At 67.9% G+C, this 24,519-nt stretch carries 23 protein-coding genes; 6 read left to right on the top strand and 17 right to left on the bottom strand.

The genetic code is table 11. The features are described 5' to 3' along the window. Nucleotides 1-102 precede the first annotated feature (102 nt). Nucleotides 103-1,002, top strand: a complete 900-nt coding sequence (locus VGK20_02855) for a trypsin-like serine protease (protein ID HEY2772974.1) — start codon at nucleotides 103-105, stop codon at nucleotides 1,000-1,002. Nucleotides 1,003-1,214: 212 nt separating this feature from the next. On the opposite strand, the gene VGK20_02850 is transcribed toward VGK20_02855, so the two are convergent. The 11 genes from VGK20_02850 to VGK20_02800 all read right to left on the bottom strand — a co-directional run bounded on the left by VGK20_02850 (nucleotide 1,215) and on the right by VGK20_02800 (nucleotide 12,738). Continuing rightward, nucleotides 1,215-1,802 carry a histidine phosphatase family protein gene (locus VGK20_02850; GenBank protein HEY2772973.1) on the bottom strand — a complete coding sequence of 196 codons (588 nt, stop codon included), beginning with the start codon at nucleotides 1,800-1,802 and terminating at the stop codon, nucleotides 1,215-1,217. Between the two features lie 116 nt (nucleotides 1,803-1,918). Continuing rightward, nucleotides 1,919-2,455 (bottom strand): DUF3341 domain-containing protein, encoded by a 537-nt coding sequence (locus VGK20_02845; GenBank protein ID HEY2772972.1) that lies wholly within the window; start codon nucleotides 2,453-2,455, stop codon nucleotides 1,919-1,921. A gap of 49 nt (nucleotides 2,456-2,504) precedes the next feature. Continuing rightward, nucleotides 2,505-2,894: a BON domain-containing protein gene (locus VGK20_02840; GenBank protein HEY2772971.1), complete on the bottom strand. Its 390-nt coding sequence runs from the start codon at nucleotides 2,892-2,894 to the stop codon at nucleotides 2,505-2,507. Nucleotides 2,895-3,380: 486 nt separating this feature from the next. Next, nucleotides 3,381-5,231: an AI-2E family transporter gene (locus VGK20_02835; GenBank protein ID HEY2772970.1), complete on the bottom strand. Its 1,851-nt coding sequence runs from the start codon at nucleotides 5,229-5,231 to the stop codon at nucleotides 3,381-3,383. 8 nt (nucleotides 5,232-5,239) lie between these two features. Continuing rightward, a complete protein-coding gene (locus tag VGK20_02830) occupies nucleotides 5,240-5,806 on the bottom strand; it encodes a ferritin-like domain-containing protein (GenBank protein ID HEY2772969.1) in 567 nt (188 codons plus the stop codon). 252 nt (nucleotides 5,807-6,058) lie between these two features. Continuing rightward, nucleotides 6,059-6,898 (bottom strand): ChbG/HpnK family deacetylase, encoded by an 840-nt coding sequence (locus VGK20_02825; GenBank protein HEY2772968.1) that lies wholly within the window; start codon nucleotides 6,896-6,898, stop codon nucleotides 6,059-6,061. A gap of 133 nt (nucleotides 6,899-7,031) precedes the next feature. Continuing rightward, nucleotides 7,032-8,912, bottom strand: a complete 1,881-nt coding sequence (locus VGK20_02820; GenBank protein HEY2772967.1) for an exonuclease domain-containing protein — start codon at nucleotides 8,910-8,912, stop codon at nucleotides 7,032-7,034. Nucleotides 8,913-8,942: 30 nt separating this feature from the next. Then, entirely contained in the window at nucleotides 8,943-9,824 is an 882-nt protein-coding gene (locus VGK20_02815) for a hypothetical protein (protein HEY2772966.1), read from the bottom strand. A 124-nt stretch (nucleotides 9,825-9,948) separates the two neighbouring features. Continuing rightward, nucleotides 9,949-10,566 carry a CDP-alcohol phosphatidyltransferase family protein gene (locus VGK20_02810; GenBank protein ID HEY2772965.1) on the bottom strand — a complete coding sequence of 206 codons (618 nt, stop codon included), beginning with the start codon at nucleotides 10,564-10,566 and terminating at the stop codon, nucleotides 9,949-9,951. Continuing rightward, entirely contained in the window at nucleotides 10,530-11,735 is a 1,206-nt protein-coding gene (locus VGK20_02805) for a hypothetical protein (GenBank protein HEY2772964.1), read from the bottom strand. The genes VGK20_02810 and VGK20_02805 overlap by 37 nt, the downstream gene beginning before the upstream one ends. Nucleotides 11,736-11,919: 184 nt before the next feature. Then, nucleotides 11,920-12,738 carry a Smr/MutS family protein gene (locus VGK20_02800; GenBank protein HEY2772963.1) on the bottom strand — a complete coding sequence of 273 codons (819 nt, stop codon included), beginning with the start codon at nucleotides 12,736-12,738 and terminating at the stop codon, nucleotides 11,920-11,922. An 88-nt stretch (nucleotides 12,739-12,826) separates the two neighbouring features. Between VGK20_02800 and VGK20_02795 the strand changes: the two genes are divergently transcribed. Next, nucleotides 12,827-13,765, top strand: a complete 939-nt coding sequence (locus VGK20_02795) for a TIGR03560 family F420-dependent LLM class oxidoreductase (GenBank protein HEY2772962.1) — start codon at nucleotides 12,827-12,829, stop codon at nucleotides 13,763-13,765. A 70-nt stretch (nucleotides 13,766-13,835) separates the two neighbouring features. Here the strand turns inward: VGK20_02795 and VGK20_02790 are convergent, their stop codons facing one another. Beyond that, complete coding sequence (locus VGK20_02790; protein HEY2772961.1) at nucleotides 13,836-14,744, bottom strand: LysR family transcriptional regulator; 909 nt, start codon at nucleotides 14,742-14,744, stop codon at nucleotides 13,836-13,838. 279 nt (nucleotides 14,745-15,023) lie between these two features. Between VGK20_02790 and VGK20_02785 the strand changes: the two genes are divergently transcribed. From VGK20_02785 to VGK20_02775, 3 genes are all read left to right on the top strand, one after another. Beyond that, a complete protein-coding gene (locus tag VGK20_02785) occupies nucleotides 15,024-16,109 on the top strand; it encodes a D-alanine--D-alanine ligase family protein (GenBank protein ID HEY2772960.1) in 1,086 nt (361 codons plus the stop codon). Then, a complete protein-coding gene (locus VGK20_02780; GenBank protein HEY2772959.1) occupies nucleotides 16,106-16,723 on the top strand; it encodes a tetratricopeptide repeat protein in 618 nt (205 codons plus the stop codon). The genes VGK20_02785 and VGK20_02780 overlap by 4 nt, the downstream gene beginning before the upstream one ends. A gap of 104 nt (nucleotides 16,724-16,827) precedes the next feature. Further along, the gene (locus VGK20_02775; GenBank protein ID HEY2772958.1) at nucleotides 16,828-18,465 is read left to right on the top strand and encodes a hypothetical protein; all 1,638 of its coding nucleotides are present in this window, start codon (nucleotides 16,828-16,830) and stop codon (nucleotides 18,463-18,465) included. 42 nt (nucleotides 18,466-18,507) lie between these two features. On the opposite strand, the gene VGK20_02770 is transcribed toward VGK20_02775, so the two are convergent. Beyond that, on the bottom strand, nucleotides 18,508-20,070 hold the full coding sequence (locus VGK20_02770; protein HEY2772957.1) for an AMP-binding protein: 1,563 nt from the start codon (nucleotides 20,068-20,070) through the stop codon (nucleotides 18,508-18,510). A 21-nt stretch (nucleotides 20,071-20,091) separates the two neighbouring features. Beyond that, nucleotides 20,092-20,709 (bottom strand): dephospho-CoA kinase, encoded by a 618-nt coding sequence (gene coaE, locus VGK20_02765; GenBank protein ID HEY2772956.1) that lies wholly within the window; start codon nucleotides 20,707-20,709, stop codon nucleotides 20,092-20,094. A 221-nt stretch (nucleotides 20,710-20,930) separates the two neighbouring features. Between coaE and VGK20_02760 the strand changes: the two genes are divergently transcribed. After that, entirely contained in the window at nucleotides 20,931-22,382 is a 1,452-nt protein-coding gene (locus tag VGK20_02760; protein ID HEY2772955.1) for a hypothetical protein, read from the top strand. A 1-nt stretch (nucleotide 22,383) separates the two neighbouring features. On the opposite strand, the gene gloB is transcribed toward VGK20_02760, so the two are convergent. The 3 genes from gloB to VGK20_02745 are packed head-to-tail and all read right to left on the bottom strand — an operon-like array spanning nucleotide 22,384 to nucleotide 24,512. Beyond that, a complete protein-coding gene (gloB, locus tag VGK20_02755; GenBank protein ID HEY2772954.1) occupies nucleotides 22,384-23,166 on the bottom strand; it encodes a hydroxyacylglutathione hydrolase in 783 nt (260 codons plus the stop codon). A gap of 1 nt (nucleotide 23,167) precedes the next feature. Next, nucleotides 23,168-23,815, bottom strand: coding sequence for a hypothetical protein (locus VGK20_02750; GenBank protein ID HEY2772953.1), 648 nt, complete (start codon nucleotides 23,813-23,815; stop codon nucleotides 23,168-23,170). A gap of 34 nt (nucleotides 23,816-23,849) precedes the next feature. Next, nucleotides 23,850-24,512, bottom strand: coding sequence for a hypothetical protein (locus VGK20_02745; protein HEY2772952.1), 663 nt, complete (start codon nucleotides 24,510-24,512; stop codon nucleotides 23,850-23,852). Between the last annotated feature and the right edge of the window lie 7 nt (nucleotides 24,513-24,519).

Genomic DNA, 24,519 nt, shown 5'->3' with positions numbered 1-24,519 from the left:
GCCATCGCGCGTTCGGCTCGGCCGGGGGACCACGGTACGATCGGTCCGACGGCTGCACGAGAGGGCACTGCGCTCCCGCTCGCGGCCGCGAAGGAGACCTCCGTGAACCGTCGAACTTTCGTCGCCGCCGCGACCCTCGTGCTGCTCGGCCTTTCCACCGCCGCACACGCCATCACGTTCGGAAGCCCCGACGCGGGAGAGCATCCTTACGTCGGCTTCATGCTCTTCTTCGATCCGACCGAGCCCGGCTGGTTCAGCTGCTCGGGAGACCTGCTCGCGCCGACGGTGTTCCTCAGCGCAGGCCACTGCACGTTCGCGATCGGCACTGACGGCCAGGTCACGACCGGTGGAAGCGGCGGCAACGACGTATGGATCAGCTTTGACGAGAGCGTGGACCTCGCGGACTTTCCAAAAAGCGCCGACTTCCCGAACGATACGGCCGGCCTCTACGCAGCACGAAGCGCGTGGCTCGAGGCCAATCCGAATTTCGCGCGCGGCACGTCGTACCCCCATCCGCTCTACGACAATTTCGGGGAATTTCCGGCCGACCACGACGTCGGCGTCGTCGTCCTCGACGCGCCGAGCGACATCGCGACGTTCGCGTCACTGGCGCCCGTCGGGACTCTCGATGCCCTGGCCGGCCGCCACGGCAGGGGCCACAACAAGGTGATCGTCGAGACGGCCGGTTATGGAATCCAGGAGGTCAAGCCCAAGTCGCTCGAGCTGGACCAGAGGTTCAAGTCGACGTCGCGCATCGTCAACCTGCGCGGCGCGCTGGACGGCGGCTTCAACGTGCACACGTCCAACAATCCGAGCGCGTCGGGAGGCCAGGGCGGAACCTGCTTCGGCGATTCCGGCGGCGGCGTCTACCTGAACGACACGTCGAGCATCGTCGCAGTCGTCTCCTTCGGGCAGAACAACAATTGCAAGGGCGCCGATTACCAGGCGCGCACGGACATCAGCGACACGCACGACTTCCTCGCGTCGTTTCTCGGCGACTGAAGTGGGCCGGGCGCCGAGAAGGGCCCATCTGCGTCCTCGGCGCGCGCCTTCGCGCGCTCCTTGGACTGGCGGCGCTTCGTTCGCTCCGGCGTACAGGAGCGAGTCGCGAGATGTCGAGCGGCGAGCGCCCGCGCTCACTCACGCGCCTCCGCCTCGCATCTGGGCCCTTCTCGGCGCCCGGCTCGCAGATACGTGCCTAAGAGCCTGGACGGTCAGGCAGGAAGGCGGCCGATGTCGTTCCAGAGACGGAGGACGGCGCCGTCGCGGTCCCAGGCGAGCACCGAAATGGCAGCGGTGTCGAGCTTGAGAACGGCACCGTCGGCGACCGGATGCGAAATCCAGCGGGCGGCGATCACGCGACTGATGTGCGCGTGCGCGAACGCGAGCACCCGGCCTTCGCTTTCGCGAACGGTGGCGATGAAGCGATCGGCGCGCGCGCCGATATCGGCGGGAGTCTCCCCGCCCGCCGCCCCGTCGGTCCAAATCGACCAGAGCGGCCTCTGCTCGCGGATTTCCGCCGTCGTACGGCCCTCGTCCTCTCCGTAGCGCCATTCATGCAGGTCCCCGGTGATCTCGGCGCGCGATCCGAAGCCTGCGAGCGAGCAGGTTTCCCGCGCACGCAGGAGGGGACTCGCCAGCACGCGCGCGAACTCGATGCCGGCCAGACGCCGCCCGGCTTCGATGGCGGCCTGCCGTCCTTTGTCGGTGAGGGCAAGGTCGGTAAAACTCGTGTGCCGCCCGCTGGCGCTCCACTCGGTCTCCCCGTGCCGCACCAGCCAAAGCTCGTTCGCACTCTCCATGGGTGACCCATATCACCCCGCCCCACCATCGGAGAAGCGAGATACTCTCGACGCTGTTCTTTGAGCGACGCGCGGAGAAGGAGTGGATCCACTCCTTCTCCGCGCCCGGCCTCTCTTCAGGCCGACTTGCGGGAAGAGACCGACGACTCTCCGGTGTACGAGATATCGCGGGCTCCGGCCTGCTTGAAGATCTCCTTCGCACGACTCACCTGGTCTCCGTCATCGGCGTGCACCGACAGCAGGATGTTGCCGTCGCGAATCTTGCCTTCGTACTGCTTCGCCTCGTACTCGGGCATGCCGAGGCCGACGAGCGAGCCGGCGATGCCGCCGACGGCCGCGCCGACAGCTGCTCCGCCGAGCGCCGCCATGATGGGCCCGGCAGCGATGAAAGGACCGACGCCCGGAATCGCCAGCGAGCCGATGCCGACGAGCCAGCCGAGACCGGCTCCGAGCACGCCGCCGGTTCCCGCGCCGGTCGTCGCGCCTTCGGGCGCCTTGGAGTGCCCTTCGTGCCCGAGGTCGCGCTTTCCGCTGCGATCGGCGCACAGCACCGAGATGTCGTCTCCGGAAAATCCTGCCTGCCTCAAGTCGTTGGCAATGCGCTCGGCCTGGGCCGCGTTGGACGCGATACAGAATACTGCTTTCTTGGCCATTTCCTGCTCTCCTTCGCCTTGAGCGGCGACGTCTTCGAGGCGACGCGATTCAGCGCGCCGCAACCTCGAGCTGGTTGTCTACGCGCACGACGCCGCTGACGGACTTCGCCTTGGCGGCGATGGACGTCTTTTCCTGCTCGTCCTTGACCGGACCGCGCAGGGTAACGATGCCCGCGTTCGTGATAATTTTCACATTTTGGGCCTCGATCGAGAGGCTCGAATCCGAGGTGACGGCGCGGCGCACCGCCTGGGTGATCGCGACGTCGCCTTTTTCGTTGGATTGCTTGTCGGCTGTCTGCGTGGTGCCGCCGGCGTCACGCTGGTTCCTGCCCGAGTTGTCGGCTGGATAGCTGTTGGGGGAATTCTGGGCGAGCGCCAAGGCGCCCGCTCCGACGATCGCCGCGATGGCCATTGTCGCTGCCATTTTCTTCATCTGCATCTGCATACCTCGCGTTTCGCCGTGCCGCCCGGTCCGGGCGCCGCGGCGCTGTGATCGAACTGCACCCCTGCTTCGCGGCCGCGCGATCCCGCTGTCGAGTGGCACGCAGCAGAGTCGACGCGCGCAAAGGCGCGTGCCGGCCTGGTACCTTCGACCGATCGACGCGAACGAAGCATGGCACCGGCGTACCAGCAGCAACCGTGCCATTCCCCGCGTATCGCCCGCCTGCATCGGCGCATGGTTGCGGCGGCGACGCGGATGCTCCGGCGTGCATCGCTGCAACAGTGCGGTGCGCGTGTCGCTTTTTGCCAGGCTCGGAAAGAGTCGCGCAAGGCCCGCGCAAGACGCACGCGAACTCGCGATGCCGGCCCGGCGACCGCGAGATCACGCGAGTGAGGGATGTTCGACGACGGCTTCGCGCGCGATCGCGGGCGCCCTCGATCGCGCGCCTCGATCCGAATGCGGGTGTCGATGGCCACTTCGCGCTCACGCCGAAATCGCGGCGGGCTCACTGGCTGCCGGCAGGTCGCGCCCAGGCGACTTCGCGATCTCGCCGGCCGCTTCGGCAATCGAGTAGAAGACGGCCGCGGCTCCCGAATCCGACAGGCGCCGCACCTGGGAGCTTGCGCGTTCCGCGCCCCAGAGCCCGACGACGATGCGGGTAGCGACGGCCTGGCTGCGGATCCTCTCGCAGAGCTGGCGCGCCTGCAGCATCGACGTCGGCGCGACGACCGACAGGACCGTCACGTCGGGCTCGATGCGCCCCAGCTCCTCGCAGTAGGCGGCGACGCCTGCCGCGGAGGCCACCCGGACGTCGAGCCCGTGCTGGCGCAGCAGGCGGCCGAGCATCGAAGCGGCAAGCTCGTCGCGCTCGGCGCGCACCGGCAGACACAGCACCGAGAGCCGGACGGAAGGGCCCGCCGACTTCGGCTCCGGGCGTCCTGCGACTTCCTTTCCGACGTCGCGAACGCACTGGTGCACCGCTGCAAGCTGCTCGGCGTCGAGCGCTCCCTGGCGCGCATCCCGTTCGGCCGCGACGACGACGGGCACGAGCACGTCGTCGTAGAGCGCAGCAACTGCGTTCGATTCCAGGAAAGACTCGACGAGGTCCATTTCGTCGTGCTCACCGGGGGTCAGCATTCTTTGGTAAAAATCCTCCGCGGGAGTCAGTGCTTCCTCGTCGCTCAGCAGCACGCCGAGGAATTCGAGCTCGGGCACGTGGCGCCCGAGCACGACCAGGCAAACGGTCAGCGGAGTGGCCAGCACCAGTCCGACGGGTCCCCAGAGCCAGGTCCAGAGGACAGCGGCAATGATCAGCGCGATCGGTGTCACGCCGGTGCTTGCGCCGTACAGCCATGGCTCGAAGAGGTTGTTCGTCAGCAATTCGACCATCGCGAACAGGCCGACCGTCAGCAACGGGGTCGTCCAGCCACTGGAGACCGCGAGCGACAGCATCATCGCAAGCAGCCCTGCGATCCACGCGCCGACGTATGGCAGAAAGCGCAGCATCGCCGCGAGGCCGCCGAGCAGGAACGCGTTCGGAATGCCGATGAAGTAGAGTCCGGCCGCGATCGAGATTCCGAATACGACGTTGATCGCCGCCTGCATCATCAGGTAGCGCGAGACGCGGCGACCGGCGTCGTCGAGAGCGCGCGTCGTCGCGCTGATATGCCCCTGCCCGACCAGGCGGATCACGCGTCGGCGCAGGTCTTCGCGCTGCAGCAGCATGCAGATCACCAGCAGCAGCACGAGGCCGGTCGTTCCGAGCGGCCCCATGACCGGCGCGACGATGGTGCGGATCAACTCGATCGAGCCTGCACCTCGCGTGGCGACCACCTCGACGCGCGTGATGGGCGACGACGCGGGGACGGCACTCTTTCCGGAGCGGCTTGCCGCGTCAGGCGGGCCGTTGTCGCCTGCGACCGGCGGCGCGGCCGCCGGCAACTCGCTGCGCACCTCGTCGAAGGCGCTGGCCACGGCGCGAAGCCTGACGGGGACCTGTACCGCGCGCACCCTGCCGACGATGTTCTCGCGGTAGTCTGGCAGCCTCTCCGCCAGGTCGAGGAGCTGGTGCGTCAGTACCCAGCCGGCGGCACCGGCTGTCGTGAAGATCATCGCGACGACCAGCAGCACCGCAAGGACGCGACCGGTCATGCGCTCCAGGCGGGCAACCAGCGGAGCGAGCAGGAACGTCAGCAGCGTGGCCAGTGCGATCGGGATCAGGATGTCGCGCGCAATGTGCAGCAGCGCCAGCACGAACGCCGCGAGCGCGACGATCGACAGCACCCGGAGCGGCTCGCCGCCGCCCTTGCGGTTCTTCGGCGCGCGCACCTGCACGGCGTTCGTCAGGTCCTGATTCGCTCGAGAAGGTTCTGCAGGTCGTCGGCGTGCTCCTCCTCGACGGCCAGGATCCCTTCGAGCATCCGTCGCGTCGTCGGGTCGTCCTGCCCGATGTAACGCACCATTTCAGTATAGCTTTCGATCGCGACGCGCTCGGCAACCAGGTCCTCGCGAATCATGTCGATCAGCGACTGGCCTTCGACATATTCCGAATGGCTGCGCGAGAGCATCCCCTCGGGCGAGAGGTTGGGCTCGCCGCCGAGCTGCACGATGCGGCGCGAGATCTCGTCGGCGTGTTCCTGTTCCTGGCCCGCGTGCTCGAGGAACTCGGCGGCGACGCTTTCGGCGTTGATTCCGGTCGCGCAGAAATAGTGGCGCTTGTAGCGCAGCACGCAGACGACCTCGGTCGCCAGCGCCTCGTTGAGCAGGCGAAGCACCGTCTCCCGGTCGGCCCGGTAGCCTTCCGTGACCGCACCGCGCTCCATGTGCTGGCGCGCGCGCTCGCGGATCGTCTGGACGTCGGTGAGGAAAGGCTTGTGGGAGTCGGGCGTCGTGGTGGACGGCGAAGACATCGTGGTTCTCCGTGTGGCACGCGAGGCCGCGCCCGCGCGCGACGCGAAGGCGGGGCCACCGCGGATACGACGTCACGCTACGTCCGACTCCGCCGCCCAGCCACACGGTTTGACAGCAGCGTCCCCCATTGCGGGGACGCATTCGTGCGATCTCGTGTCGCTGGGACTCGAATGGGCGCGCCCCGGTGCTCCGAGGCGTCGTGGCCACACCCGGGCGCGCGCACCGTCGCGCCGCAGGCGCGTACACGAAGCTCAGATTTCTTCGAAGAGGGTGCGGTAGGAGATCAGCTCGATCCCGCTCGACGTGATGGTATCGCGCACGCGACGGCTCGTCACGACCGCTGCTTCGGCGATGCCGTCGAACTGGGGCAGCAGCGAGCCCGGACGGCAGACCAGCTCGGTGACGCCGCTGCGAAGAGACGCGATGCGCGATGCGACGTCTCCTTCGGTTGCCGGGCGGCCGGCGCTCAGCACGTCGACGCGGTCGGCGCCGACGAAGCGGCGAGCACGCAGGCTCCCGTAGCGCGTCATCATGCCGAGCAGCATGATCTCGATCCTGGATTCGAAGCCGGCGTACCCGGAGCGCGTCTCGTATTCGACCAGGCGAGAGACCGAGCGCCTCATTGCGTGGATCGGGTAGTCCTCGGCCAGCTCCCGGATCACCGACAGCACCGAAGGCTGCAGGTGCAGGTTGTGGTGCGACGACACGAAGCTGAGATAGAGGCCGGTCGACAGGAATTTCTCGACCTGGGCGCGGATCTCCGCCTTGAGCTGCTCGCGAAGGCCACCACGGCGGCGATAGTGCCACACGGCCTCCAGCGGACGCTCGACGAAGCGTCCCGAGGCGTCGACGAGATCGCGGATGTGTCGCCTCGGCAGCGTCGACTGCCCGTCGCAAAGCACGAGCTGGAGCCCGACCGAGAGTCCCGGCCTCAGCCGCGCAGCCACTGCGGCCGAGTTCGATGCCGTCGCCGAGACGCGCATGCTCGCACTGCTGACGATGCCGCTGTCGTAGCCGGCGATGACGGCGTCGTTCACTTCGGGCCACAGCCCGAAATCGTCGGCAGTAAGGATCAGGCGGGGTTTCTTCATCGGGCGGGTAACCGAGGGCCGGCGCGTGCGGATATCAGCCGAGCATTTCGCGGGCAAGCAGCCTGTCCTCGGAGAAGCGCTGTAATTTCGACCTCTTGAGCAGGCCGGCGCCGAAGAATCGAAGCGTCGAACGTTATCGCGAGGGTACGGGGGCGGGCCTGGAAGTCGATGCGACCGCGCCGGGGTCATCAAGTCTTGCGAGCAGGCGGTCGCGGCCGGCGCCAAGGCTCGCTTCGTCGCCTTCCTCGAGAGGAATGAGCGTTTCGGATCCGCCCGGGTCGGCCTCCTGCAGCCAGACCGCGAGGATGGTGCTCGCATCGGCCGCCGGCAATTCGTCTCGCGCCGGCATCTGGCCCGCCCAGAACCGCCGCACGTCGCCAACGAGAACATCGACTGCAGCCTCGCTCGAGACGTTCCACATTCCGACACAACGCCCGGCGATCACTGCCGCGACGAAGAGCCCACCGTCGGCGCCGGGCGCGACTGCGAGGTAGTGCAAGGCGTTGACGAGCCAGTGCGAGCGCTGCGCGAGCCTTTCGAGGCGCCGCGCAGCTGCCTGGAAGCGGCCGTAATCGGGAGTGCCGGAAACGACGCCGGCAGCGGCCATCAGCTCGCGCGGCCCGAAGCGGCTTCGCAGGCAGCGGTCGAGCGCGCGGATCTGCTCGTTGTACTGCGCGACCGCGACGCTCGCGTTGCACGGGCTCGAGCACCGGCCCGAGGGTCCGAGCGGGCACGGCTGGAAAGCAGGATCGGGACGAAGCGGGCCCGGGCAGGTGCGAAGGCGGAACGCGGCAGCGACCAGCTCGGCCGCATCGTCGGCGAACGCGCGCCCGCGAAGGGGGCCCACGTACAACGCTCCGTCGTTCGCGACGCGGCCGGCGACGAACACGCGCGCGAACGGCGAGCGCACCGTGACCTTGACGAACGAGCTGCGCGGAAGATGGCGATCACCGCGATTGTACGCGGGCTCGAGGCGGTGCACTTCGGCAGCTTCGAGCAGTGCGGCCTCGAGCGCGGAGCCGCAGCGCGTGAACGAAACTTCCCAGGTCTTGGCGACCATGCCGAGCTGGCGATCGCTCATGTGATCGATGTCGAGGAAGTACTGCAGCACCCGTTCGCGAAGGTTGGCCGCGCGCCCCACCAGCAGCGGCTCTTCCTCGCGGCCGACGAGCCGGTAGACGCCGGGCGCTTCGGGAAGATCCTCGAGATCGGCCTGGCGCACGCGGATCTCGAGGCGGCGCGGCGTCACCGGATCTTCCTGCGCCTCGATCAGGTGCTGCACGCGCGAAGCGCCGCGCTCCTGCAGCATCGGGACGAAACGCGCGAGAAGGTCGACCGTGCGCTCGGCATCGGCCATCGCGCGGTGCCGTGTCCCCGACGCGAATCCGAAATGCTCGGACAGCGCTTCGAGCGACGTGCGCTTCTGCTCGGGCATCAGCCTCTGCGCGAGCTTGACGGTGCACACTGCCGGAAGCCCGAGCGGACGCGAAAGCCACTTGCGGCACGCGCGATCGAGAAGACGCGCGTCGAATGCGGCATTGTGCGCGACCAGCACGGCGCCGTCGGCGAAATCCGCGAAGCGACCGATCACGTCGGAAAGCGGCGGTGCGCCGGCGACCATCGCGTCGGAGATTCCCGTCAGCTTGGTGACGAAGCTCGGGATGGGACGGCCCGGATGCACCAGCGTCTCGAAGCGCCCGACTTCGCGAAGACCCTCGAGGCGGATCGCACCGATCTCGGTGACGCCGCCGTCGTCAGGGCGATGACCGGTGGTTTCGAGGTCGACGACGACGAACGGCGCCGATGCCAGCGCCGCATCGAGCACGTGCTCCTCGACCAGGCGCCACAGGCCGTCGTCTTCCTGGAAGCGCGGGTCGTCGGCGAGAAGCGCGGCGAGGAAATGGCGACCGAACGCGGAGTCGCGCCCGCGTCCGTCGAAGACGACGTCGAGCATCTCGGCGGCCGTCGCCGTGCCGCCGCGGCCAGCCAGGAGCCTGTGAAGCGTGGTTCTCAATGCAGCAGGAGCGGCTTGACGGATGGACCGTCAGAACTCGACGAGAAAGGTTTCCGCTTCTTCGGCTGCGATGTCCATCATCTGGATCTTCGCGCGATCGTAGTCGGCCACCGGATAGTACAGATATCCCGTTGCCGACGCGCCCGGCGTCAGCTTCGCGGGTTTCAGCTCCTTTTCGGCGAGGATCTTCTTTGCCGACTCGACGTTTCCGACGTCGGTCTGCTTGCCGCCCGAGCCCGCCTTGGCGGAGAGCTTTGCCGCGGCATCGGCCGACGACATTCGCGTCGCGACCGCCTCGGAGTCCTTCAATCGCACGCTGATGCCTTCGAGCGTCAGCGAATACGAGCGCTTGGATCCGTTGCGGATCGTGAACCGGATCGGAAGGATCCCCGCCGCCGAAAGATCCGCGTCGAAGTCCAGCACCGACTCGAAGCCGCGCTGGGGCTGCACGTCGACCAGGACGCTGCCGCTCGGCGCCGGCGTGCCTTCGGCGACCGCCTGCGCGAGATCGCCGGCCGGCTTTTCGCGGCCCGTGACTTCGCCCTGGTCGATCTTGAGGCCGCTTCTGCCCGTGACCGAAAGAAAGATCCCGCGCTCGAACGTCTTGTCGCCGAACGACGTCTGGTTCGGCTTGATCTCGACACCGCTGTCGTTGCACCGGATGTCGACGCTGCCGCTGCGGTCGCGTCCCACGGCCGTCAGGTGCCCCGGCTGCCCGGGATGCGCCTGGTTGAACGACGTGACCTTCATGTGCATGTCTTCGACGGCCTTGTAGACGTAGCGGTTCGCTTCGTCGCAGCCGATGTCGGCGCTGTGGACCTGGTAGGACTGGGACACCGGCGTGCAGCTCGCGAAAACGAGCCCCGCCACGAAGGCGCGCACGCGCCGCGGGTTCCAATGGAAGGCGCGCACGCGCCGTGGATTCCAGCGCAAGGCGCGCACGCGCCGTGGATTCCGATGCACTTTCACGGAGCCATTCTAAGCCTGCGCGCGTGGCGGTGGAACATCGCGCCTTTCGCGGCGGCGAGGCCGGGCCTCAATCGGCCAGCAAAAGGATGTTTTCGCCCACCGCCGCGAAATTCATGATCGCCACGACCACCATCGCGGCCTCGAGAAGCCAGGGCCCGAGATCGACGCCGGGCAGCATCTGGGCCGCGCCGGCCAGCACCAGCCCGTAGTTCGCGATGCCCGCCGCGTGTCCCCGGGAGGTGCGGCGCGGCTCCCGGCCCCGCGCGAGGTCCGCCATGAGGCGAACGAAATAAATCCCGAACGACGTGAGGAGCGCGTACGCCGGCAGCCGGTTCGCACCCGCCCACTGGCGCACCAGGCGCCCCCACACCGGCGGGCTCCACAGCCCCACGCGCGCAAAGAACGCGAACATGCACAGCAGGAACGCAAAGTCGCAGAGGTTGTCGAGAATGCGGCCCGTCGCAGTCTCGAGACCGAGCCTTCGCGCGATCCGCCCGTCGAGCCAGTCGCTTGCGCACGCCGCCGCGACGAGGACGGGGACGGCTGTGGATTTTGTCACATCACCGAAAATGGTCAGAACGGCGATACCGATCGCAGGCCGCAGCAGGCTGATCAGGTGCGGAAGAACGAGGAGGGGACGCGATCCTCTCACACCGCCGTTGCGCGAAGCTGCGCGTCCCAGCATGCGAAGTGCCCGGACGCGACACGCTCGACGGCGCCGTCGCCTGCGAGCGAGGCCACGTAGACGTTGCTTTGCGCGCGCGACGCGATCGGGGCGCCGCCCGGCACGCCGATGTGCCCTGCGAACACCAGGCTCGCGCCGTCAGCGGAGATCGGCGGGTGCGAGACCGCGAACTGGTCGAAGAACCACGAAAAGTAGACGAGCTCGCGACTCGGATAGAAGCTCGAGCCGAGCCGGCTCTTGCGCTTGCCGTCGGTGTCGAGCACCGACCACGCCATTCCGCTGTCGCCGTCGAATGCCATCGCGACGATGCGCCGCGAGCACGGCGTCCAGAAGAAGCTGACGACCTCGTCGTCCTCGATTCGCCGCACCCCGCCGCTGGCCACGTCGACCAGAGTGATTCCCGAGTAGACGTGCGGGGAGTCGCCGAGCGCTTCCGAGAGCGCCAGGGTCGTCCCGTCGGGAGACCACAGCATCGCGGTCTGGCCGTGGACCTGCAGCTTCACGTCGATGCGGCCGTCGTCCAGGTGATACAGCGACAGAAACTCGCCGCTCGGATCGCTCGCGTCGACATAGGCAAGGCGTGAGCCGTCGGGAGACCACGTCGGCGTGCGGAATTCTCCGGGCACGAGCTCGACGAGCTTCGTGCACTTGGCGCCGACCTCGAACACCGAAAGCCGCGCATCCTCGTAGATGCTCGAGCTGCCGCCGGTGTGCACCGCCAGGTGGCCGGCGCGCGGCGACCACGACCAGAACAGTGGCGCGCCGCGGTCGACGAGCGTGGTGCGGCCCGGCCGGTCGACGCTCGCGACCTCGAGTTGCAGCTCGTCATGACCCTGGAGCAGGATGGCGATCGACCGCGAGTCGGGCGACCAGCTCTCGCAGACCGGCGCCGCGGCCTCGGTCATGCGCCACAGCTCGCTCATGCGGATGCCGTCGTTGGCGACGGTGTAAAGGCTGGCTTCAGGCACGGCGCCGGAGCGAACGCCGAAGCACGCGATCTGGGAGCCGTCCGGAGAGTACGAAGGCCAGACGTAATGGAGGCGGTCCGAGCTCGAAAGCTCGTTCCATCCCCACGTCAGCTTGCGCGTTCTCCCCTTGAGACTGGACTGGTAGACGTCGCCGTCGTCTCCCACGTAGAGCAGGCGGCACGACTCCTCGGCTTCCAACACCACCACCTCCGCATCCGCTCCACGCCTCCTTCGCCGGAGCAACGCGCGGGAGGGAACCCTTCCACCATCAGCCTTGCTTCAGGCTTGCTTCAGCCTTGCGTGAGCCTTGCGCCAGTCCCGGGCGAGAATCCCGGTCGCGCGTCCTGCGCTTGCGGCGATGTCGCCGTGCGCGGGCCGCGCGCACTCAGGTCAGGGGACCTGGCCCACCACGCTCGACGTCGATCCGATTTTTACTGGAACTGCCGCCTCGCATCAACACAACCAGTGCACCGAGACCGCCGTCACACGGCCTCGCACTCGCGAATGCGAGCACGCGCCTCGCGCTCGGACCTCGCGCGAGCCATTCGGGAACGCTTTCGCGCAGCACGCCGTGCCCGCGAGGCGAGTTTTTTCCCTTCCCCGTGACCAGCAGCACGCAGCGATGGCCCCGTTTCTGCTGGTTCACGAGGAATTCGTCGACGGCGCGCCGCGCGTCTTCCAGAGGCATGCCGTGAAGATCGAGGTGTGCAGAGATCGGGAATTCGCCCCGCTCCAGGCGCGCGAGAAGCTCACGGCTGACACCGCTTGCGCGACCGCGCACGTAAAGATCCTCGTGCGTGATGTCGAAACCCTCTGCGCGGGCCATCGCCTCGACGTCCTCACGGCGCTTCTCTTGGATGTGGGACAAGTCGGGACGGCGCCGGATGCGTACCCGCGGCGAAAGGGACGACAACCGCGCTGCACCGGCCACCGACAGCGCGAGGGCTTCGGCATCCGTCAGCGGCGGCTCGGCCCCGCCCTCCCGTGGTGCTTCGGCGAGGGGGTCAGGGCGCGTCGGCGAAGCTGCCGCGCCACCGGATCGGACCGCCGGCCGCGCGGGAGGCGCCGGCGCACGAGTGGAAAAGGCCTGGGCGAGGTCGCGAAACGGAGTGTGGAAGGCCGGCGTCGGCAGCAGCGACGAGGCGCTCCTGACGGGCGGCTCTTCGCGCGTGCGCTGCGGCTTCTGCGGTTTTGGCCGCGTCATGCTCGCGATTCTACGGCCGCAAAGCGGCGGTCCCAAGCCCGGCCAACCCCGTCTTTGCTGCGTGGCCCACGCCCGTTAGGATCGGCGCATGACGAACCCCCGACGAGCGACGTTCTCCCTGTTTCTTCCCCAGGCCGGCTTTCCGTGGGCGATGCTGCGCGAGCGCGCCTGCCTGGCCGAAAAGCTCGGCTTCGACGGCCTCTGGCTCGTCGACCATTTCTGGGCGCGCGGGATGCAGGACCTCGATTTCCTCGAAGGGTGGACCACACTGGCCGCGCTGTCGCAGGCGACGACGACGCTGAGGCTCGGGCTCATGGTGACCTGCAACTCGTACCGGAACCCGGCGTTGCTCGCGAAGATCGTCGCGACCGCCGACCAGTTGAGCGGCGGCCGCATCGAGCTCGGTATCGGCGCCGGCTGGATGGACGAGGAATACAAGGCCTACGGTTACGACTTCCCGCCGATGGGAACCCGTCTTGCCCAGCTCGAGGAGGGGCTCGAGATCGTCACGCGCATGCTCGGCGAAAAGCGCGCGAGCTTTGCCGGACGCCACTACCGCGTCGACGATGCGCCGAACAATCCGAAACCCCTGCAGGATCCGCTTCCGATCACGATCGGCGGCGCCGGCGAAAAAAAGCTGCTGCGCCTGGTGGCGCGCTTCGCGCAGCGCTGGAACTGCCCGATGAGCTCGGCCCACGAAGTCGAGAGGCTGCACGGCGTGCTGGCGTCGCACTGCCGCGAGGTCGGTCGCAACGTTTCCGAGATCGTCGTCAGCGAACAGATGATGGTCGTCATCGGCGCCGACGAGGAAGCGTTCCAGGCCAAGCGGCAGATGGCCAAGGCGATGCTGGGCGGCTTCGCCGACATCGACAAAGTCGCCGTCGCCGGAACTCCCGATCGCGTCATTGCGGGGCTTCGCGCGAAGATCGCACGCGGCGTCACCGATTTCGCGGTGATGTTCGGCGACCTCGGCATGGACGAGACGCTCTCGCTGTTTGCCCGCGAAGTGATCCCGGCGCTGCGCTGATAGGGTCAGGCACCAGCGCGCATCATCTCGGCGACTGCGCCCGGTCGATGCGCGCTGGTGCCTGACCCTACTAGCCCGCGGCGCGCGCGCCGCCTCGCTTCGAGTCGGACTGCAGGTATTCGACGAACCGCTCCACCGCCGGACTGAAGTGCTTGCCGGTGCGGTAGATGATGCCGATCGGCCTGGTGATGCCGCGGTCGTTCAGCTCGACCCTCACCAGCGTGCCGGCCTGGATCTCGTGGGCACACGCCTTGTCCGGAATGATCGCAAGGCCGGCGCCGACTTCGACGAGGCGCTTGACCATCTCGATGTTGTCGAGCTCGGCGACATACTGGACCACCACCTGCTTCTCACTGAACAGCCGGTCCAGCGCCAGGCGCGTCGGGATGCCCTTTTCGAAGCCGACGACTTTTTCGCCGTCGAGGTCGGTGACGGAGATCTTCTGCTTGTCGGCGAGCGGATGATCGGGAGAGCAGACGATCACGAGGCGGTCGGTGCGGAAATCGAGCACGGTGATCTGCGCGCGTGCCGTCGGATACGCGACGATGCCGAGGTCGACGTTGCCGCGCAGCACCTGCTCGTAGACGTGGCTGGCGCGGTCGTACTCGAGGTAGACGTTGACGTGCGGGAAATCGGCGAAGTAGTGCTTGAGCGGCTCGGACAGCTCGTACAGCCCGATGCTGTGCACGGTACCGACGCGGATGCTGCCGGTGACGACGTTGCTCAGGCCCTGGAGCTGGGCTTCCATCTCGTTGAAGCTGTGGAGGATCTCACGGCAGGAACGGTGCAGGATCTCGCCGGCCGCCGTCGGGCGCACGCTGCCGCGCTTGCGCTCGAGCAGCCGCTTGCCGTAGCGCTCCTCGAGCCCGCGGATCTGCTGGCTGACCGCCGACTGCGTGATGAAGTTCTGGGACGCCGCCAGCGAGAAGCTCTGGTTCTCGACGACGTCGCAGAAGATCTTGAGGGTTTCGATGTGCATCGGGGGGCGGCTCCGGTCCATTACGGACCTTAACGTAAGAAGGGATTTGCTTCGTTTCTGCTTATACCGGCGGTCCTCGGGCCAGCCAAGCGCCCGGGCGGGTACGCTGCGAGCCACTCGGAATTGCGCCCCGAGGCTCCATGAAACCTTACAACCGTGCAGCGGCCGTCCTCGCCCAACGCCGCCGCAACCCGCTCGGGTTACCCGGCGCGGTTCCCATGCTAAACAGGGTGATTCCGAACTTCTTCGGTTTTTCCGGTCATTGAGGGCGGTGAGGGGATGAGAGGGACACGGAAGGCTCTGCACGTTCTGCTGCTGGTCGGAGGACGCTCGGCCGAGCATCCGATCTCCCTGCGATCTGGCGCAACGGTGCTGTCGGCGCTTCGCGAGGCTGGCCATCGCGTCACTCTCGTCGGCATCACTCGCCAGGGGTTGTGGACCGTAGGCGCCGGCTTCGAGGCGCAGCTCGAAAGAGCGCGCAGCGCGATCCTCGAGCTCGATGCCGCCGGCGCCGCGACGGTTGCGCTCGTATGGACGGGGGCTGCAACGCGCCTCGTGTCGGTCGACGAAGCGGCCCTCGGCGCCGCCGCCGATCCCGTCGACGTCGTGTTCCCGATCCTGCACGGCCCCAACGGAGAAGACGGAACCGTGCAGGGCCTGCTCGAGCTCGTCCGCGTTCCGTACGTCGGAGCCGGGCCGGCGGCGAGCGCGATCGCGATGGACAAGCTGGCGATGAAAATGCTCTGCGCCGGCGCCGGCATCCCGCAGGTCGAGTTCTTCTCCGCCGGCGACGGCGACGGCGATGCCATCGACCGCAAGGTGCGGGGCGCGTTCGGCTATCCCTGTTACGTCAAGCCCGCCAATCTCGGCTCTTCGGTCGGGGTCTCGCGCGTGCGCGACCTTTCCGAGCTCGGGCCCGCGCTTGCCGAAGCCCGTCGCCACGACGATCGCGTGCTCGTCGAGCGCGGCTGCGAAGCGCGCGAGATCGAGATCGGCATCCTCGGAAGCAAGCCTGGAGAACTGTCGCCGGTCGGCGAAATCCTGCCGGCGGACGGCATCTACGACTTCGACAGCAAATACGTCGATACCAGCGCCGGCCTGCGCGCTCCGACCGAAATCCCGTCCGACGCGCTCTCGCGGCTGCACGAGGTCGCGTTCGCTGCGTGGGAGCTGATCGGCGGCCGCGGCATGGCTCGCATCGATTTCTTCCTCGAGAAGAAGACGGGCCAGGTGCTGCTGAACGAGATCAACACGATTCCCGGGTTCACGTCGATCAGCATGTATCCCCGACTGTGGGCCGCAGCGGGACTTCCCGCTCCGCAGCTGGTCGACCGGCTTCTCGAGCTCGCGCTGGCGCGCAGATGAAGACCGGCACGGCGCTCGCCATCGTGTTCGTCGCTTCGGTGGCGGCGGGGGCCTGGCTGCTGGGCCCGCGCACCGCGGCAGAACAGCCGCGGACATCCTGCGGCGGCGGTTCGTGCGACGCGCCAGCCGGTGACGCGCCGCCCATCCAGCAGAGCTCCCGCCAGGACGCGACCGCACACGCTGCCGCGCCTTCGTCGCCCGCCGCTCCCAGGCCGCACGACGGCGCCGGGCGGGAGCCCGTCGACAGCGTGCTTCTTCGCCAGCAGGCGGACGCGGCCATCGCCAACGGCGACCTCGCGCAGGGACTCGAGAAGATGAAAGCGGCCACGGCGGCCGACCCGAGTGCCCGCAACCATGGGGACTACGGCGACCTCCTCGAGAAACTTACCGACTTCGACGGGGCCATCAGAGAGTTGCGTGCGGCCGCCGACCTCGAGCCGGGCAATGCCGACCGCTGGATCGCGCTGGCCAATGCCTACTACCTCAAGGTCGATCCCGGGGAGGCCTGGAAGGCAGAGGGAAAGGCCCGTGAAGCCGAGCCGGGGCTGGTCCTTGGTCGCGCGGCAAACGGCCTGAGGATCCGCAAGGGTGACTCTGCGGCGGCGCCGCAGTAGAAGACAGGTTCCAGCGGCCCGGACGCTCGAAAAACCGCATTGACGCACGCCTTCGGCGCGTGTTACGCGAACCGGTCAGACCACCGCTTCGGAGGAGGAACATCATGAAGCTTCGACTGCTCGCCATGGCGGGCGTGATCGCACTGGCGTCCGCGCCCGTGGGCGCTCTCGCATTCCCGACCTGTCCCGCCAACCACACGGCCGACGGCTACGACTGCACGCAGATCGCGCCGACGACGCCGCTCAGGAGCGGCGGATACGTCCGGGTCACGTTCCCGTCCAACTGGGACGGCGATCTCGTGATCTACAACCACGGCTTCGATCTCAACCCGCAGCACATCCGTGGTCACCAGACGTGCGCCATCGGTGGGGCGGCCTGCCAGGCGGACTCCGACTGCCCCGGGAACTACTGCAACCAGATCACCTACGGCGGCCTCGACCAGATCCTGCTGCCGATGCACAAGGCCATCGCGGCCAGCACCTACCACCAGACCGGCTGGGCGGTGTTCGGATCGGCGAAGGACATCAAGGACCTCATCTCCTTCGTCAAGAAAGACCCGACCTTCGGCAGCCAGCTGAAGCGCGTGATCATCACCGGTCACTCCCTCGGTGGTGCGGTTACCGCCGATGCGATCCTCAAGCTGAAGATCGACGGCGCCGTGCCGATGTGCCCGGCCGAAGGCGGCGGACTTCCGACCTGGGACCTCGCCCAGGACGTGCGCCTCATCTACGACTTCATCTGCGACGACCAGCCGGCAACCGACCCGGCGCCGAAGTCGCCGCGCTTCGCGTCCGCCCCCGACGTCGGCGAGGCCACTTCGAGCAACTCGGACTCCGACGCGAACACCGTGGGGCTGAGAGTCAACAACTGCTTCGGCAACCTCGCGGCCTCCAGTAATCCGACGATCGCTGCGCAGCAGGCGCAGAACATGAATCAGTTCATCGCGATGACGAACTTCAACACCGGCGGAGTCACCGGCGACACGAAGCTCGAGTCGGCGCTGGGCTTTGCGACGATCGGGCTCGGCGACTTCGTCCTCGATCCGGACCGCCTCAAGGGAAACCGCATCGGTTTCAACGCGGGCCTCGATTACTCGACGATCGGCAACGACGACATGCTCGCGCAGCAGTACAACATGCCGCGGGTCTGCAGCAACGACGCGACGATCAACTGCCGTCTCGATTCCGACTGCGGCGCGGGCAACACCTGCAGCGGCGGCGTGCAGCGCCTGACCCAGGGGAAGGGACGAAAGCAGCTGGCCAAGTACAGCAATCCCGTCTTCACCAAGGGCAAGGGCGCGAAAGTCTCCTACCCGATCCTGTCGATCGCCGGCGACAACGACTGGCTCGTGATCCCCGAGTTCCCGCACGTATTCGACACCGCGCTGACGGACGGAGGCAAGGCCTTCACGCAGACCTGGATCGACACGTTCGGACACTGCGTCTTCACCGCCGAGGAGACCAAGGCAGTGTTCGACAAGTTCTTCCAGTGGCTTGGACCGGTCGCTGGCCCTGCCGGCACCCAGCCCAGCAACATCGACGTGCGTACCGAGTGCGAGTCCCTCAAGACCTGCCAGGCGGGCGCCAACCTCGGCCGCTTCTGCACCGCCGACACCGATTGCGCTGGCGACACCTGCGCCGCCGACAGCGGAGCCTGCAACTTCAACGACGGCTACGCGCCGGGCAAGCTGAAGGACCGCATCCCTGGGCGTCTGGACTGGCCGGCCGCAGCGACCGAGTAACGCGATTGGCTGCCCTTTGGGGCAGCGCAGCGGCGCCCCCGGTCAGACGGCCGGGGGCGCCGTCGTTTTGAGGGCCCGCCTCAGCACTTTTCCCGCGGCGTTCTTCGGCAGCTCGGAGACGAACTCGAAGCTGCGCGGCTTCTTGAACGGCGCCGTCCTGGAGGCCACGTGCCTTGCGAGCGCAGCTTCGTCGGGTTTCGCGCCGTCGCGGAGCACGACGACCGCGTGCACTGTCTCTCCCCATTCCGGATCGGGCCGCCCCACCACCGCCGCCTCGAGCACCGACGGATGGCTCGACAACGCGTCTTCGACCTCGCGCGGATAGACGTTGAATCCTCCGCTGACGATCATGTCGTGCAGGCGGTCGACGATGGTCACGAACCCTTCGTCGTCGCGCACCGCGACGTCGCCGGTGTGCATCCAGCCGTCGGCGTCCAGGCCCTTGGCGTCGCCTCGCTGCCTGCCCCAGTAGCCGAGCATCGTGTTGCGGCCGCGCACGAGCATTTCGCCGGGGCAGCCCGGCAGCGCGCCTGTGCCGTCGTCGCCGACGATGCGCACCTCGCCGACTGCGGTGGCGCGGCCGCAGCTGGCGAGGCGCCGCCGCCGCGCCGCGGGATCTGGACCGGCCAGATGCTCTTCGCGCCGCAGCGCCGTCACCGGCCAGTTCGATTCGGTGAGCCCGTAGATCTGCACGAATACGGGGCCGAGCAGCTCGAGCCCGCGCTCCAGGCGATCCACCGGCATCGCGGCGCCTCCGTAGACGATGCTGCGAAGAGTCTGCGGCGGCGGTGACGCACCGATCGCCTCGAGGAAGCGAACCAGCATCGTCGGAACGAGGAACATCGACGTCACCCGCTCGCGGCGCACCAGGCCCGCGAGCGCGTTCGCGTCGAAGCGATCGGCCAGCAGCGCCGTGGCGCCTGCCACTGCGTGCGGCAGCCACATCGCGCCGGCCGCGTGCGTCATCGGCGCAACCTGCGCCAACACGTCGTCGGGGCGAAGCGGGCCGATCACGTCGCCGACCACTTCGACCGACGCGTCGTAGCAGCGCCGCGGCAGCACCGCGCCTTTCGGAAGCCCTGCGGTGCCGGACGTGTAGCGGAGGCGAACCGGGTCGTCTTCGGCGGGCTCGTGAGGCGGAAGCTGAGGCCGGCCCGAAGCGAGCAGCGTCTGCCAGTCGCCGGCGCCGCCGGTTTCAACGACCACGCATGCCGCGGGCAGCGCGCCGGGATCGATGCGATCGCGGTAGCGCGGCGCGACGATGACGACCGACGGAGAGCAGTCGCGCAAAATGGCCGCATGCTCGGCGGCCGACGAGCGGACGTTCAGCGCTACCCAGACCAGGCCCGATACCAGGCAAGCCCACTCGCTGACGACGAGCTCGACGCTGTTGTCGAGCAGTACCGCAACGCGCCGGCCGGCGCCGACCGATCGCTGCGCCAGCGCATCCGCCAGCCTCAGTGTATTCTCGTGAAGCGCACCATAGGTGATCGATGCGCCGCGCTGCCACTGCCCGCCGGTGTCGTCCCATGCCAGATCGACCAGCGCCGTGCGCGGTGCATGGCGCGCGCAAAGCTCGTGGATGACGCCGACGACGGACGACACGCTGTTTTCCAGGGACGCGCGTCAGCGCGCATTGCCGAGCTCTTCGTGAAGCTCGGCCCACGCCGCCTGCACTTCGGCCTCGAGGTCGAGCAGGCTGCCGTTGTTCTCGATCACCCTGGTCGCGCTGCGCCGCCTCGCGTCGTTGTCGGCCTGGGCTCCGACACGACGTTCGATTTCTTCCGGTTCCATGTCCCGCATGGCAACCAGCCGATCGATGACGACATCCGGATCGGAAATCACCGTCCACAGGCGGCCGGCTCCTCCGCTCCATCCGGTTTCGGTCATCAGCGCCGCCTCGATGACGATCACGGCGTCCGGATCGTCGGCGACGATCGCACCGACCCGGGAAGCAACTTCGGCTCGCACCAGCGGATGGACGATGCGGTTGAGGTCGGCCAGCGCCTCGGAGTCGCGGAACACGATGGCACCGAGCCTCGGGCGGTCGATGTTGCCGTCGTCACCGACCACCTCTTCGCCGAAACGCTCGACGATGCGCTCGAACCCGAGCGTGGCGGGCGCGTACACTTCGTGCGCTACCCGGTCCGCATCGACCACGTGCGCGCCGCGCTCGGCCAGCATCTCCGCCACCGTGGATTTTCCCGAGCCGATGCCGCCGGTCAGGCCGAGGATGATTGCCATGGCCGGCGGATTCTAGACGTTAGTCCGACGCGGGCAACGTCAGGGCCACGGCGGGCTTTCCGTCGCGCCGCCGGCGCGCTTTCGGTGACGCCGCCGGCGCGCTTTCCGCGCCGCCGGCGGCGCGTTTTCGGTGCCGGCGCGCTTTCGCCGGCGGCGCGGCGGCGGCATGCTCGGCGCCGGCCTCCGGAGCGTCCGACCCGGCTCGCCACGCGGAATCGCTCTTGCCGTCGCGCCGCACTGATTTTTTCCTGTCTGCCGCGATTTTCGTCGCCGGTTGCGCCTATTTTGCCGCGTTCTCGCCGTGGACGCGGCCGGTGCTGCTCGATGCGGCTACCTGGGACTACATGGCCCTGCAGGTCGCGCAGGGCCTGGTCCCGTATCGCGACATCTTCCTTCACAAGACCCCCGGGGGCGCTTTTGTCGGCGCGGCCGGCGCGATGGCTGGCTCGCTTCTCGGGATCGAGCCGGTCCTGGCGGCGCATGCACTATTCCTTGCACTCGGCGCGCTCGGCCCTGTGCTTCTGTATCGATTGTGCCGCAAGTCGATGCCGCGCGGCGCCGCTCTTGCCAGCGCGGTGGCACTGCTGACGTTCAACGAGTGGGTCATCGCAGCGCTGCAGGGCTGCCTGCCGAAGATCGTCACGATCGTGTTCGGGCTGGCATCGATGCTCGCTGCCGAAAACGGGTCGGCGCTGGCAGCGTCGCTATGGGGCGGCTGCTCGGTGCTCTGCTGGCAGCCCGGCCTCGCGTTCCTCGTCGGCGCGTGGGTGTCGCTGCTTCGCGGCGGCGAGCGCGGACTGCTTCGCTGGATCGCGATCGGCGCCACCTCGCTGCTGCCTTCGGTCCTGCTGCTGTCGTGGCTGGCGGCGCACGGCGCGCTGCGCGACTTCTTCGAGCAGGCGGTGATGTTCAACTTCACGTACATCCACGAGAAGGCGCGGCCCGTGTTCGGCACCGTGCGTGCCCTCGTGCGTACGGCGGGAATCTGGAACGACGTCGAGCTGCTGCTCGCACCGGCAGCGCTCGCCGGCTTTGCGCTGCGCTCGTTGCGGCGCGACGAAGCGACGCAGTGGCGTTTTCCACTGTCGATGAGCGTCAGCGCGGCGATCTATCTCGCGATGACGTTCGTCAGCTACCAGTCCTGGCCCGATGCAATGCTGTTCGCGCCGATGGTGGCGGCGCTGCTCGGAGCGGGGCTCTTCGCCTTGCTGTCGACTCTGCTCGTGCCGGCTGCCGCGACCTCGATTGCCGTGATCGTGCTGGTGCTGGCGACGATCCCGAATGACCGCCCGACCTTCCATCCGCCGGTGGATTTCGCGACCCAGAGGGTCCAGTTCCGCTCCCTTGCCGACGGCCTGACACCAGCCGACTCCGTCGTCGCCGTCAGCGTGCCGGAGTTCTTCATCCACACTGGGCGCCGCAATGGATGGAAATGGCCTTACCTCTGGTTCGGCGTCGACGACTTCGCCTCGGACCACCACGAGAACGGATTCCAGGGAATCCTCGACGACCTCGACCGGGACAAACCCGCGTTGATCCTGGTCGCGAGGCTTTGGGCCGGGCCGCAGCGCGTTCTTTTCGAGAAGTGGGCAGCCGCGCGTTACGATCTTCGCGTCGTGCGGCTGTATCCGCATACGAGAAAGCCGCTGCGCGTCTACCGCCTCAGGCGCTGACTCAGAAGTTGTCCTTGAGGCGTCGCGTGGCCGCGAAGATCGATGCGGCGTCGCCGCCGATGCCTGCTTCCCGCGCCCTTACGGACGCGACGAGCTCGGGGCTCGTCCAGCGCAGGAAAGGATTCGTCTGTTTTTCGAGAGCGATCGTCGACGGCACTGTCGGGCGCCCGGCCGACCTCAAGTCGGCGACCTCGCGACGGCGCCGCACGAGCGCGTCGTTGGCGGGCTCCAGCTCGGCGGCGAATTCGAGATTGCGCGCCGTGTATTCGTGGCCGCAGTAAACGCGCGTGTCGTCGGGCAGGCCGGCCAGGCGTGACAGCGACGCCATCATCTGCGGCGCGTCGCCTTCGAATAGACGCCCGCAGCCGCCGGCAAACAGCGTGTCACCGGTAAAGACAACGCCGTCCGACGCGAAATAGTACGCAATGTGGCCACGCGTATGCGCGGGAATGAAGATCGCCCTTGCCCGAAGGGAACCGATCGAAAGCTCCTCGCCGTCGCCGAGCCCGCGCGTGATGCCGGGGATGCGCTCGCGGTCGCCCCCGTAGCCGTAGACCTCGACGCTGCTCGGCCGCAGTGCCGCCAGCAAGTCCTGGTTGCCGCCGACGTGATCGAAATGATGGTGCGTCGAGAGGATCGCGACGATGGTGACGCCTTCGCGCCTTGCGGCCTCCAGCACGGGAACGGCTTCGGCGACGTCGACGACACCGGCGATGCGCGCCGCTTCGTCGATGACGAGATACGCGTAGTTGTCGGCGAGCTGGTCGACGGGGACGACGCGCATGCTACTTCGCGGCGTCTCCCGCCGCAGGTGCCGGCGCTGCCGCCGGCGGCGGCGCCGGTGCAGCCGCCTTGTCCGGCGGCGTGTTGGTATCCTCGTCGTCGATGTCGCCGTCGGGCTTCAGGTTCGGCGGAAGGTAGCTCAGCATCAGGACCTTCGTCCGGATCACCTCTCCCGTTTGAGGATCGATGTCTTCGGTCGTTTCCTTGGTACGCTTCTCTTCGTCGATGTTGACGTCGTTCTCACGTGCGACCAGTTTGCCGTCGCGGTAGCCCTCGGCGTAGTCCTGCCAGAACACTCCGTCGCGGAAAACGCCGCGGTGCACGCCGAGAAGGATCCCGTTGCCCCAGACGCGGTATTCCATCTTGTCGCCGTCGCGCCTGGCACCGAAGATCATTCCCCGGCTCGGCGGTTGCTCCACTTCGCCGAGAAAGTCCCCGATGCGGAAGTGGCCGTACGGGTCCTGCTTCATCAGCGGACCGCCGACGTAATACTTGTAGCCGGGCAGCATCGGGATTTTCGCGAGCTCGGCTTGCGGCTTCTCCGCAGCGGCCGGCGCCGCAGCGTTGCCGGCAGGCGCCGCAGTGTCCTGCTTGGAGCACGCGGCGAGCAGAGCGAGCGGGACGACGAGGAGCGCAACGGATTGTTTCATTCTGGACGGTCTCTCGCAGTGTTGGAGTCCCGGCTCAGGCCGGGCGAATCTTCGGTTCGAGGGTGGGCAGCCCTTCGAGGATCTTCGATGAGGTCGTGGTCGGCTTGACGGCCCGCGTGACCTGGCGACGCATGGGACGCACGCCTGCAGGAGCGTTTTCGTCCGGATCGGGGCTGCCGAGGCCAGTCTCGTCGGCAAAACGACGCTCCAGCTCGTCGATTCTCCGCGTCAGCGCTTCCACCTGCTCGGCAAGCCTCTCGCGCTGTTCGCGCACGGCATCCATCGACCCGGTCCTTTCGGCGATCACGACCAGACGTTCTTCCGCGCGCGACTGCAGGTCGGCCAGGGTGGCCGTCGTCGAGCCGAGGGCCTCGACGGCAGCCAGCAGCTCGGCCAGGCGCTCGGCGGCGGCGGCCTGTTCGCGGCGCACGCGGGCATCGCTCTGCAAAAGGGCCCGGACGTCACGCGCCAGTGCCTCGACTGCCGCCGCGTCGGCGATGCCGAGCGCGGCAGCGATGGGTCGCACCGCCTCGGCCGAGAGCGTCCCCACGGAATCGAGCAGGCGCCCGACGGTATCGGTATCGAATCCGAAGCGGTCGAGCAGCAGCGAGGCTTCCCTCTCGAACATGCGCGCCGCGTCGAGCAGGCTTTTCAGGTTCTTGTCGAACGGAGATTTTTCGTTGGCGCTCTCGCTCATGGTCGGG

The organism is Candidatus Binatia bacterium (assembly GCA_036493895.1).
Lineage (GTDB): Bacteria > Desulfobacterota > Binatia > UBA1149 > CAITLU01 > DATNBU01.
This window is presented reverse-complemented; position numbering and strand designations above follow the sequence as displayed.